Source organism: Pseudomonas sp. F9001 (genome assembly GCF_013385435.1).
Classification (GTDB): domain Bacteria; phylum Pseudomonadota; class Gammaproteobacteria; order Pseudomonadales; family Pseudomonadaceae; genus Aquipseudomonas.
In genome coordinates this window covers 125,723-137,697 of sequence record NZ_JACAPX010000002.1, presented here as the reverse complement: position 1 = coordinate 137,697, position 11,975 = coordinate 125,723, and the positions used below count along the sequence as shown (strand labels likewise).

The 11,975-nt window shown below is 58.9% G+C and carries 11 protein-coding genes; 2 read left to right on the top strand and 9 right to left on the bottom strand.

All coding sequences use genetic code 11. From position 1 onward, the window contains the following. Nucleotides 1–29: 29 nt before the first annotated feature. The 9 genes from msrQ to mrcB form a co-directional block, all read right to left on the bottom strand. Entirely contained in the window at nucleotides 30–650 is a 621-nt protein-coding gene (gene msrQ / locus HX818_RS01565; RefSeq protein WP_102368092.1) for a protein-methionine-sulfoxide reductase heme-binding subunit MsrQ, read from the bottom strand. After that, the gene (msrP, locus tag HX818_RS01560; RefSeq protein WP_003212121.1) at nucleotides 650–1,663 is read right to left on the bottom strand and encodes a protein-methionine-sulfoxide reductase catalytic subunit MsrP; all 1,014 of its coding nucleotides are present in this window, start codon (nucleotides 1,661–1,663) and stop codon (nucleotides 650–652) included. Before msrP ends, msrQ begins: the two co-directional genes overlap by 1 nt. A 63-nt stretch (nucleotides 1,664–1,726) precedes the next feature. Next, nucleotides 1,727–2,584 (bottom strand): CDP-diacylglycerol--serine O-phosphatidyltransferase, encoded by an 858-nt coding sequence (gene pssA / locus HX818_RS01555; protein WP_003212123.1) that lies wholly within the window; start codon nucleotides 2,582–2,584, stop codon nucleotides 1,727–1,729. 144 nt (nucleotides 2,585–2,728) lie between these two features. Further along, nucleotides 2,729–3,745 (bottom strand): ketol-acid reductoisomerase, encoded by a 1,017-nt coding sequence (gene ilvC, locus HX818_RS01550; RefSeq protein ID WP_003212125.1) that lies wholly within the window; start codon nucleotides 3,743–3,745, stop codon nucleotides 2,729–2,731. 50 nt (nucleotides 3,746–3,795) lie between these two features. Beyond that, nucleotides 3,796–4,287 (bottom strand): acetolactate synthase small subunit, encoded by a 492-nt coding sequence (gene ilvN / locus HX818_RS01545; protein ID WP_003176102.1) that lies wholly within the window; start codon nucleotides 4,285–4,287, stop codon nucleotides 3,796–3,798. Between the two features lie 2 nt (nucleotides 4,288–4,289). Continuing rightward, nucleotides 4,290–6,014, bottom strand: coding sequence for an acetolactate synthase 3 large subunit (locus HX818_RS01540; protein ID WP_008436892.1), 1,725 nt, complete (start codon nucleotides 6,012–6,014; stop codon nucleotides 4,290–4,292). A gap of 431 nt (nucleotides 6,015–6,445) precedes the next feature. Continuing rightward, complete coding sequence (locus tag HX818_RS01535) at nucleotides 6,446–6,775, bottom strand: YqcC family protein (RefSeq protein ID WP_003212129.1); 330 nt, start codon at nucleotides 6,773–6,775, stop codon at nucleotides 6,446–6,448. After that, nucleotides 6,775–7,515, bottom strand: coding sequence for a M48 family metallopeptidase (locus HX818_RS01530; protein ID WP_008436887.1), 741 nt, complete (start codon nucleotides 7,513–7,515; stop codon nucleotides 6,775–6,777). The genes HX818_RS01535 and HX818_RS01530 overlap by 1 nt, the downstream gene beginning before the upstream one ends. A 16-nt stretch (nucleotides 7,516–7,531) precedes the next feature. Beyond that, nucleotides 7,532–9,856: a penicillin-binding protein 1B gene (gene mrcB, locus HX818_RS01525; protein WP_003212132.1), complete on the bottom strand. Its 2,325-nt coding sequence runs from the start codon at nucleotides 9,854–9,856 to the stop codon at nucleotides 7,532–7,534. A gap of 118 nt (nucleotides 9,857–9,974) precedes the next feature. Here mrcB and HX818_RS01520 point away from each other — a divergent pair, with 118 nt between their 5' ends. Next, complete coding sequence (locus HX818_RS01520) at nucleotides 9,975–11,531, top strand: bifunctional aminoglycoside phosphotransferase/ATP-binding protein (RefSeq protein WP_003212136.1); 1,557 nt, start codon at nucleotides 9,975–9,977, stop codon at nucleotides 11,529–11,531. Between the two features lie 94 nt (nucleotides 11,532–11,625). Continuing rightward, nucleotides 11,626–11,970 carry a pentapeptide repeat-containing protein gene (locus HX818_RS01515; protein ID WP_008436884.1) on the top strand — a complete coding sequence of 115 codons (345 nt, stop codon included), beginning with the start codon at nucleotides 11,626–11,628 and terminating at the stop codon, nucleotides 11,968–11,970. Nucleotides 11,971–11,975: the final 5 nt, after the last annotated feature.

Genomic DNA, 11,975 nt, shown 5'->3' with positions numbered 1-11,975 from the left:
GACTTCCAGAATCTGCCGTCAAGGGTTAATTACGCTTTTGTTGCAGAAGATGGTTTTTTAGCAATAAGACGGGGAATTCGGCGCATCACCGGCGGTATACGCAGGACCAGAAGCAGCGCCCCTATAGATGCATAGATAGCCCACTCCTTGAGATCTGCCCGCACGATCCACAGCATATGCAGCAAACCAAGCCCGAGAATCACATAAACCAAACGATGCAGTTTCTTCCAGCGCACACCAAGGCGACGCTGGCTGTATCGGTTGGAGGTGACTGCCAGCACCAATAGAGAAAGGAATCCCAACGTACCCACAATAATGTAAGGCCGCTTCCGTAGCTCAACCCCCAACTGCGACCAATCCAACCCAAGGATAAACACGCAGTAAGCAGCGAGATGCAAAACCACATAGGCAAAGCACCACAATCCCAGTTGCCGTCGCACGGCGATCCACCCCGCCCAACCACTGAGCTTCTGCAACGGTGTCATACCCAGGGTTATTAACAACAGAATCAAGGTGCCAAGCCCGAGCCGATCCATCAGCACCTTGCCCGGATCAGGTCCCAGCGCAAAGCTCCAGGCCTCGTACAGCCAGAACAGCGGCCACACCGCCGCTGCTATAAAGACGCCGATGCGCCAGATCGGATAGCGCATCAATAGTTCTTCCGCAGATCGAGGCCCGTATAAAGAGAGGCGACTTCATCGGCGTAGCCGTTGAACATTTGTGTCTCACGCACATTGGGACTGAACAGCCCGCTGGGCAACCGCCGCTCCCGCGCCTGGGTCCAACGCGGATGGTCGACGGTAGGATTCACATTTGCGTAAAACCCATACTCACTCGCGGCAATACTTTGCCAGGTGGTTTTCGGCTGCTCGCTGACCAGGCTGATGCGTACGATCGACTTGACGCTCTTGAATCCGTACTTCCACGGCACCACCAACCGCAACGGCGCGCCGTTCTGGTTCGGCAGCTCCCGCCCATACATGCCCACCGCAAGGATCGCCAGGGGATTCATCGCCTCATCCAATCGCAGCCCTTCTACATAAGGCCAGTCGATCAAGGCGAAGTTGGACCGCTGCCCCGGCATGCTCTTGGGGTCCTGCAGGGTTTCAAAACGAATGTACTTGGCGTTCGAGGTCGGCTCGACGTGCTTGAGCAGTTCCGATATAGGGAACCCTATCCACGGAATGACCATCGACCAGGCCTCTACACAGCGCAGTCGATAGATTCGCTCTTCCAACTGATAGGGCTTCATGAAGTCTTCAAGCGCATAGCGCCCAGGTTTGGCGACCTCACCATCTATCACCACACTCCACGGCTCAGTCTTCAGAGATCCGGCATTGGCTGCAGGGTCGCCCTTATCCGTACCGAACTCATAGAAGTTGTTGTAGTGGGTTGCGTCCTTGAAAGGGGTGATGGCCTCGTCCTTGACGGTAATCGCCTGCCATTTGGTACCCGGGAGCTTTTCGGCAAACCAGCCAGGTGCATTGCCCGGCTCGACATCGGCATAACGTGCCGCATCATCCGCACTGGCCCAACGCGGCAGGCTGCTGGCAGCCAGGCCGGCAAGCGCACCACCGAGCAAGCTGCGGCGAGAGAAATAGAGGGATTCAGGCGTGACATCCGATTCTTGGCAATCAGACGCTTTGGGAAACTTGATTAACATGGCAACTCCGCAGCTTTGGAGGACAGATGCACCAATAGACTGCGGAGTATGGGGGAAATTACATTAAGGCAACGTTTTGCGCTGACGAAGATGCAGAAGGTACTGCACCGGGCCGGACGCGGCATACACAAGGAAAGCCAGCAGCAGGATTCGCGGCGGATCACTGAAGACCACGGCAAACACCAGCACCACTGCCAGGATAGCCACAAACGGCACACGCCCTTTGAGATCCAGCTCCTTGAAGCTGTTGTACTTGATATTGCTGACCATCAGCATGCCGGCCGCCGCAACCATCAAGGCCACCAGGAACGACATCTTGGAACCCTGGATACCGTAGTCGCTGAATGCCCAGACAATACCGGCTACCACACCCGCCGCAGCCGGACTGGCCAGGCCAATGAAGTAGCGCTTGTCGGCAGTCCCCACCTGGGTATTAAAGCGCGCCAGACGCAATGCCGCGCCCGCCACATAGATGAAGGCAACCATCCAGCCAACCTTGCCCATATCACCCAGCGCCCAGGCAAATGCGAGCAACGCCGGCGCCACACCGAAGGCAACCATGTCCGACAGCGAGTCATACTCGGCGCCGAAGGCACTCTGGGTGTTGGTCATCCGCGCAACCCGGCCATCCAGGCCATCAAGGACCATGGCGACGAAGATCGCTATCGCGGCAAAACCAAAGTACTTGCTGGCCCCGGCCGCATCGCCGGCCGCCAACGCACTCTGGGCACTCATGGAATTGATGATGGAGTAGAACCCCGCGAACAGGTTCGCAGTGGTGAACAGATTGGGCAGAAGATAGATGCCACGATGCCGGACTTTACGGCCTTCAGCATCGTGCCCTTCTTCGACATGTTCATCGATCGGTAGCAGGCTTTCGGCGTCAGAGGCCTGGTTTGGCTCTTCGGGACGTTCGCTCATGGACTTTACCTTGCAACGGTGTGAAAAATTTCGACAGAAACTTGCGGCGAGTGTTCGCCCGCAAACGATGCAGCTTTATACCAGAACCTGCCCCGCAAACGAAAAAACGCGGCCTAAGCCGCGTTTTCCCTTGATCCGTACGACTTAGTTTTTGGCTTTGTCGACGATCTTGTTGGCACCGATCCACGGCATCATGGAGCGCAGTTGCTCGCCGATGATCTCGATACCGTGAGCGGCGTTGTTACGACGCTTGGCGGTCATCGAAGGGTAGCCGGTTGCACCTTCGCTGATGAACATTTTGGCGTATTCGCCGTCCTGAATACGTTTCAGGGCGTTGCGCATGGCCTGACGGGACTCGGCGTTGATCACTTCCGGGCCAGTCACGTACTCGCCGTATTCGGCGTTGTTGGAGATCGAGTAGTTCATGTTGGCGATACCGCCTTCGTACATGAGGTCAACGATCAGCTTCAGTTCGTGCAGGCATTCGAAATAGGCCATTTCTGGCGCGTAGCCAGCTTCAACCAGGGTTTCGAAACCGGCCTTGACCAGTTCAACGGTACCGCCACACAGAACGGCCTGTTCGCCGAACAGGTCGGTTTCAGTCTCGTCCTTGAAGGTGGTTTCGATGATGCCGGTACGACCGCCACCCACGCCAGCAGCGTAGGACAGTGCGACGTTCTTGGCGTTGCCCGAGGCGTCCTGGTAGATCGCGATCAGGTCAGGGATACCGCCGCCTTTGACGAACTCGGAGCGCACGGTGTGGCCCGGTGCTTTCGGCGCGATCATGATCACGTCGAGGTCGGCGCGCGGCACAACCTGGTTGTAGTGGATCGCGAAGCCGTGGGAGAAGGCCAGGGTGGCGCCCTTCTTGATGTTCGGCTCGATTTCGTTCTTGTACAGCGCGGACTGGAACTCGTCCGGGGTCAGGATCATGACCAGGTCGGCAGCAGCAACAGCAGAAGCAACGTCAGTCACTTTCAGGCCGTGGGCTTCAGCCTTGGCAACAGTGGCCGAGCCTTTGCGCAGGCCAACGGTCACGTCAACGCCGGAATCTTTCAGGTTGCACGCTTGGGCGTGGCCCTGGGAACCGTAGCCGATGATGGCGACTTTTTTGCCCTGGATGATCGACAGGTCACAATCTTTATCGTAATAAACTTTCATGAGGTTCCTCTATATATCCAGGCCGTTTAAGGCCATTCGCTAAATTTGAGTTAGATGCTGAGTACTTTGTCGCCACGAGCAATCCCGGTGACGCCACTGCGTACAGTTTCCAGAATCGAGGCCGTCCCGATCGACTGGATGAAGCTGTCCAGCTTGTCGCTTGTACCGGTCAGTTGAACGGTATAAACGCTGGCGCTCACATCGACGATCTGCCCGCGATAAATGTCGGTAGTGCGCTTGATCTCGGCCCGTTGTGCACCCGTGGCCTTGACCTTGACCAGCATCAGCTCACGCTCGATGTGGGCACTCTCCGACAAGTCGACCAGCTTGACCACTTCGATCAGCTTGTTGAGGTTCTTGGTGATCTGCTCGATCACCTCATCATGGCCAACGGTGGTCAACGTCAGACGCGACAAGGTCGGGTCTTCGGTCGGCGCCACCGTCAGGCTTTCGATGTTGTAGTTGCGTTGCGAAAACAGTCCGACCACACGTGACAGAGCGCCCGGTTCGTTCTCCAGAAGCAGGGAGATAATGTGCCGCATGATTAGGTACGCTCCGTCTTGTTCAGCCACATATCGCGCATGGAGCCGTCTTTGATCTGCATCGGGTAGACGTGCTCGCTGGTGTCGACCTGAATATCGAGGAACACCAGGCGGTCCTTCATGGCGAACGCCTCTTCCATCATCGGCTTCAAATCCTTCAGATCGGTGATGCGCATGCCGACATGGCCATAGGCTTCAACCAATTTGACGAAGTCAGGCAGGGACTCCATGTAGGAATGGGAGTGACGGCTGCCGTAGCTCATGTCCTGCCACTGGCGAACCATGCCCAGTACACCGTTGTTCAGGCAGACGATCTTCACCGGCAAGCCATATTGCAGGCAGGTCGACAGTTCCTGGATGTTCATCTGGATACTGCCTTCGCCGGTGACGCACGCAACGTCAGTATCCGGAAAGCTCAGCTTCACACCCATGGCCGCAGGGAAACCAAAGCCCATCGTGCCCAGGCCACCGGAGTTGATCCAGCGGTTAGGCTTGTCGAACTTGTAGTACTGCGCCGCGAACATCTGGTGCTGGCCCACGTCGGAGGTCACAAAGGCATCGCCCTTGGTCACTTCGCACAGGGTTTCGATCACGGTCTGTGGCTTGATGACGCTGCCATCACCCTTGTCGTAAGGGAACAGGCCACGATCACCGCGCCACTCGTCGATCTGCTTCCACCAGCTGGCAACGGAATCCTTGTTCGGGGCTTCGCCGATTTCCTTCAGCGCAGCGACCATTTCGGTCAGCACACTTTCCACAGGACCAACGATAGGCACGTCGGCCTTGATGGTCTTGGAGATGGATGCCGGGTCGATATCGATGTGGATGATCTTGGCATTCGGGCAGAACTTGCTCGCGCCATTGATCACCCGGTCATCGAACCGCGCACCGACGGCGAGGATCACGTCAGCATGGTGCATGGCCAGGTTGGCGGTGTAGCTGCCGTGCATGCCGAGCATGCCGACGAACTGACGGTCCGACCCTGGGAACGCGCCGAGGCCCATCAACGTATTGGTGACTGGCAGGTTGAGCAGCTTGGCCAGTTCGGTCAGCGGCGCGGAACCGCCGCCCAGAATCACCCCACCACCCGAGTAGAGCACTGGACGCTTGGCCGCCAACAGCATTTCTGCCGCCTTGCGGATTTGCCCCGAGTGCCCGCGAACGGCCGGGCTGTAGGAACGCAGCTTGGCTTTCTTCGGGAAGATGTATTCGAATTTTTCCGCCGGGTTGGTCATGTCTTTCGGGATATCGACCACCACAGGACCCGGGCGACCGGACTGTGCGAGGTAGAACGCCTTCTTCATGACTTCCGGGATTTCCGAGGCATGCTTGATCATGAAGCTGTGTTTCACGATCGGCCGGGAAATACCGATCATGTCGGTTTCCTGGAATGCATCGGTACCGACCATGGTGCTCGCCACCTGGCCGGAAATGATCACCATCGGGATGGAGTCCATATAGGCCGTCGCGATGCCGGTAATGGCATTGGTCGCGCCAGGGCCGGAAGTCACCAGTACCACACCGGCTTTACCGGTGGCACGGGCGTAACCGTCAGCCATATGGGTAGCAGCTTGTTCGTGGCGAACCAGGATGTGGGTAACAGCCGGTTCCTTGAACAGTGCGTCGTAGACATGCAGCAGAGCACCACCTGGGTACCCGTAGATATAGTCGACGCCTTCGTCACGCAAAAAGCGGACGAGCATCTCACCGCCAGATAAAAGCTCCACGTTGTTCACCTCTAAAACGCCAGAATACCGTCCGTTAAAAACCGACGGGTCTTAATAGGTTTACTTCTCAGCAGAGCATGAGCGACGGTGGTCGCCGACTACGTCAGCACTGACTGAGCAAGTATTGGGAGCGTCCCAAGTGTTGCGGGATTTTCCCACCCAGCGCGAGGTAACGCGTTGCGGGTGTAACAGGTCGGCGCGGGTATGCGCCTCATGATCTGCTGAGTGGGTCTGCTTCTGGCAGTCCCTCTACAGCGGACTTTGGATTCTTCTGTTTCAGCCCCTCCAAGTCAAGCAATAATTGCGCTTTTTTCCAACTAAGCGCATGAGAACGTAGAAGAAAGGGGCTTGAGGAGGGATAAAACTCGCCTGAATGGCGCAAAGCGGTAGAAATATGCGCAAGACTGCCGGAAAAACCGGCAGCCAGGCAATTAACGAGCGTCGACGATCAGTTGATCGAACTTTTTCAGCGCAGTCCGCAGGCCAAGGCTCTCAAGTGGCCGATCGGCGTAAACCATCTCGGCCATCTCCAGAATCCCCGACGCATTGGGCAATGGCAGGTCCTGTTCGAGGATTTGCTTCATCCGTGTCAGGAAAATCCATTGCAGCCACTGGTGAAAGTCCAGCGTGTCGACGGAAAACGGCTCAACACTGCTCAAGGCTTCAGCACTGGGGGACACTTCGTCCCACCAGCCCTGCAAGCGCAGTTCACGCTCGATCAACAACAACTGTTCGGCAATTGCCGGAAAGCGTGCATCCATCAGAGGCTTACCTTGGCTTTTTGCCGAGCCTGGGCGGCGCCGGCAGCATCGCCTTGCTTCTCGCGGGCATCACCGATCAAGCTCCACAGGCTGGCCTGCAGGTCTGGACGGCCATTGGCCAGGGTCAGGCCGCGACGGGCAAATTGTTCTGCTTGCGGGGCATCGCCCTGGGCCATGCGAACCTGAGCCAGGCGGTATAGCACTTGCGGTTCACGCGGTGCCACGCGCTGGGCGCGCTCGAGGCTCGACGATGCGCCGTTCAAATCGCCACCCGACTGCTGCTGTTGGGCAGTGGTGAGCAACGCCAGCACCGGGCCATCCAACTGCTCATCGGCTGACAGACCGCCGGCACTGCTGGCGGAAGGAATTCCACTCGGCGTCGACGGCATGTTGTAGGTGCCCTGGTTGATCGGTGCCGTTTGAATCGGCGTGGCGTCGATCGGGCCCGATGTACTTGGGCCTGGGGTCCACGGCTGAGTACTGATCGGAGCCGAGGTGGCAGCACCGCCACCCGGGATCATCACCACTACACCAGAATCCTGAGGCACGGCTTGCGCCTGGGGCCGGGCCTGGGCAGGACGGTTGGTAACGGTTTGGCGGAAGCCGCCGTTGGCCGAGATCCGGTCGTTGTTGGACACCGTTGTACTGGAGTCCACCACCGGAATAGAGCCCCGCTCCACGCTGGCGCAACCACCGAGCAATGCCAAAACTGTAATAGCTGGAATCAACAACTTGTTCACGTGAAACCCTCTTTGCTTAATTCATCCAGCCCTTGACCCAATCCATCACCGATTCAGCACTGGCGGGCGCACTGGCTCCGCACGCTGCACCGGGTGGTGGCTCGCTGCCGCGAATATACGGCATCTGCACCGCGCCCGGACAGTTGGCATCGGAACCCTGGCCGGTGTGCGGATCGATCCAGGCCTGGACGATATTGTCCGGCTGCGGCATGTTCAGCGGCAGTGGATCGGCCTTTTTCATGAAACTGGTCCATACCTGCAACGCGCCGGTGGCACCGGTAAACGGCGTCTTGCCGTTGTCATCACGCCCCAGCCAAACCACTGCCAGCAGGTCCTGGCTGAAACCTGCGAACCAGCTGTCCCGCGAATCGTTACTGGTACCGCTCTTGCCAGCCAGTGTCAGGTTGGCCGGCAGCACGTTGTAGGCCGAGCGCCCGGTACCTTCGCGCATCACGCGCTGCATGGCGTTCTGGATCAGGTAGATCGAGGCCGGGTCAAAGCGTTGCTGAATCTGGAACGGATAGCGCTTGAGCGGTTCGCCTTCGGCCGTCAACACGCTCCGGATCCCACGCATCGGCGTATTGAAACCACCGTTGGCCAGGGTCTGGTACATGGTCGCCACTTCCATCGGACTCATCGCGCCCGCACCCAACAGCATCGATGGGAACGCCGGGAACTCACGAGTGATGCCCAACCGGCCGAGCGTCTTGAGCACGTTCGGCACGCCCAGTTCAAGGCCGAGGCGGGAAGTCGAGATGTTGTAGGAATGCGCCAAGCCCTGGTACAGGAAAATCGTACCGTGGGAGCGACGATCAAAGTTATGCGGCGTCCACATCTGGCCATCAGCCCCTTTGACCGACAGCGGGTCATCGGACAGCCAACTGGTCAGCGTGTACTTGCTCGGTTTTTCCAGCGCGGTCAGGTACACCGCCGGCTTGACCAGCGAGCCAATCGGCCGCACCGCGTCCAGCGCCCGGTTGAACCCGGCAAAGCTGGCCTGGCGACTGCCGATCATGGCCTGGACTTCGCCGGTTTCCGGGTTGGTCACCACCATCGCAGCCTCGACGTCGTCAGAGCCTTTACGACCTGTCAGGCGTTTGAAGGTGTCATTGACCGACGCTTCGGCCTTCATCTGCAGGATCGGGTCGAAACTGGTGAAGATCCGCAGGCCTTCTTCGGTCAAGTCTTCGTCGCGGTAGTCTTCACGCAGCTGGCGTTTGACCAGGTCGATAAAGCCCGGGAAGGAGCTGTCGGCGAGCTTGCCGCGGGTGGTTACACCCAGTGGCATTTTCTTCGCGGCGGCCACTTGTTCAGGGGTGGCGACACCTTGCTGCTCAAGTACATCCAGCACCAGGTTACGGCGCTCCAGCGCCCGCTCCGGGTTGCGACGCGGGTTGTAGTAGGACGGCCCCTTGACCATGCCCACCAGCAGCGCCACCTGGTGCAACTTCAGCTCGGACAACGGCTGGCCGAAGAAGAACTGGCTGGCCAGACCAAAACCGTGGACGGCACGCTGACCGTCCTGGCCAACGAACACTTCATTGAGGTACGCCTCAAGAATTTCCTGCTTGCTGTAGTGCAGCTCCAGCAGCATCGCCATCATGGCTTCGGTCAGCTTGCGGGTCAGGCTGCGCTCGTTGGTCAGGTAGAAGTTCTTGACCAATTGCTGTGTCAGCGTACTGCCGCCCTGGGTCATCTTGCCGCCGGAGGTGTTGACCCAGAGGGCGCGCGCGATGGACTTCGGTGATACGCCCCAGTGGCTGTAGAAATCCCGGTCTTCGACGGCGATCAGGGTATCCAGCAGGTAAGGCGGCACCTGATCGATCTTGATCAGGATGCGGTCTTCCAGGTTTTTCGGATAAATCCCACCGATCATTAAGGGTTCCAGGCGCACCACCGGCAACTTCGAGCCGTTGAGCGAGGACAGTTCGGCTACGTAGTCGCCAGAGAAGCGCACGCGCACCGGCTGGGGTTTTTCCAGGCCTTCATAGAACTGGAAGCCGCGGGTGTTCAAGTCAACCGTGTTGCCGCTGACGGCAGCGGCGCCGGGGCCATTGCTCACGGGTTCGCGGCGATAGCCCAGGGCATCGAGCTCGGTGAGGAAGTCATCCTTGCTCAGCTTCTGGCCGCTGAACAGTTCCAGCGGGCGCGCGTAGACCTTGGCCGGAATGGTCCAGCGCTTGCCGGAGAACTTCTCCTGGACCACGGCATCGAGGTAAACCGCGAAGCCGGCGATCACGACAAGCCCTACCAGGCTGAGCTTAAGCGCCCAGCCCAGCCAAGGGCGCAGGCCGCGGGAAGGAGGTTTTTTACGGGAACGGGGAGATCGGGTACGAGTCATGGCGGCGGATTATACGCACTTTATTGATGACCAACATGAGCCGGACAGCGGTTTGCACGACCGCCTGTAGGAGCCATAATGCCCGCCATGAATTTTCCCAGACTCTGAAGGATCGCCCGTGAGCCAGTCCCTGATTGCTGCCCTGCAAAACCCGGCCCTGTTTCCCCATCCGGTGGATCAGTTCCAAGTCATCGAGACCCATATTTCCTGGGTCCTGCTCACTGGGCCCTATGCTTACAAGATGAAGAAGCCGGTGAATTTCGGTTTCCTCGATTTCACCACCCTGCAAGCCCGCGGACACTTCTGCAATGAAGAGCTGCGCCTCAACCAGCGCCTGACCGATGATTTGTATCTTGAAGTGTTGCCGATCACCGGTAGCGCCGAGGCACCGCAGCTGGGCGGCGACGGTCCGGTGGTCGACTACATGCTGAAAATGCGCCAGTTCCCGCAAAGCCAACTGCTCAGCACTCTGCAGGCCAACGGCGAACTGACCAGCGCGCACATCGACGAAATGGCCAGGCAGATCGCGCATTTTCACCTGAATGCCCCGAAAGTCCCGGCCACTAACTCTGCTGGCACGCCGCACGATGTCATGGCACCGGTGCTGCAGAACTTCGAGCAGATCCGTCCGTTCCTCAGCGACAAGGCCGACCTGGCACAACTGGACGCCTTGCAGGCCTGGGCCGAAAGCAGTTTCGAGCGTCTCAAGCCGCTGTTTGAACAACGCAAGCTCAATGGCTTCACCCGTGAATGCCACGGTGATATCCACCTGGGCAACGCCACGATGATTGATGGCCACGTGGTGATCTTCGACTGCATCGAGTTCAACGAGCCGTTCCGCTTCACCGACGTGTATGCCGACACCGGCTTCCTGGCGATGGACCTGGAAGACCGCGGCCTCAAGAGCTTGGCACGACGCTTCATCAGCCAATACCTGGAGCTGACCGGCGACTATCAAGGCCTGGAAGTACTGAACTTCTATAAAGCCTACCGCGCTCTGGTACGCGCGAAGATCGCGCTGTTCAGCATGCCTTCCGAGGCGGACGCGGTGCAGCGCGCTACCACCCTGCGCCAGTACCGCAACTACGCCAACCTGGCAGAAAGCTACAGCACCATCCCATCGCGCTTCCTGGCCATCACCCATGGCGTATCGGCCGTTGGCAAAAGCCATGTATCCATGCGCCTCGTAGAAGCATTGGGGGCGATTCGCCTGCGTTCGGACGTAGAGCGCAAGCGCCTGTTCGGCGAGCAGAAGGTCGAGAACACGCCGCAGGCCGGGATCTACGCCGCAGACGCCAGCGCCGCGACCTACGCGCGCCTGAACGAAATCGCCGACACCGTACTGCGCGCCGGTTTCCCGGTGGTATTGGACGCAACCTTCCTCAAGCGAGAACAACGCGACGCGGCGGCCAAGATCGCCGAGGCCACCGGCGCGCCATTCCTGATCCTTGACTGCAATGCGCCACAGGCGGTAATCGCCGCTTGGCTGGCACAACGTCAGGCGGACAAGAACGACCCTTCCGACGCCACCCTGGCCATCATCGAAGAACAGCAGGCCACCCGTGACCCGCTCAGCGCCGAGGAGTTGCTGCTCAGCAAGCGCGTGGAGACCAATGAAAGCGGGACCCTGGACGCATTGGTGGCACATATTCGCCAGCGCCTGCCGGGACTGTAAGAAATATTTCTTGGTCGTGCAGCCTTCCGGGGCTCACGGCCGAGAAATAGTGGCACTATAATGGCGCCATAATTCCAACACGGGAGTCGCCATTGTGAGCCAGCCGAAGCTACTTGATACCCCGCTGTACGCGCTTCTGCATAAAGATGATATCCGCGGCTTCAACCAGGAGCGTCCGAAAGACGGCACCATCGATATGCGCGGTGGCGACTTTCGCGGCCTGGACCTGCGCGACCTGAATGCCGAGGGCGTCGATTTCACCGACGCTTATTTCCGCTCCGCCGACTTGCGCGGCCTGGATTTGCGCGACTGCCCCCTGGAAGGCGCGAGCCTGGCGCATGCCCAGATCTCCGGCACTTATTTCCCCCCTGAGTTAAGCGCCGATGAGATCCTGATGTCCGTCAATTTCGGCACACGCCTGCGCTACCGCACTCGCTAAACCGC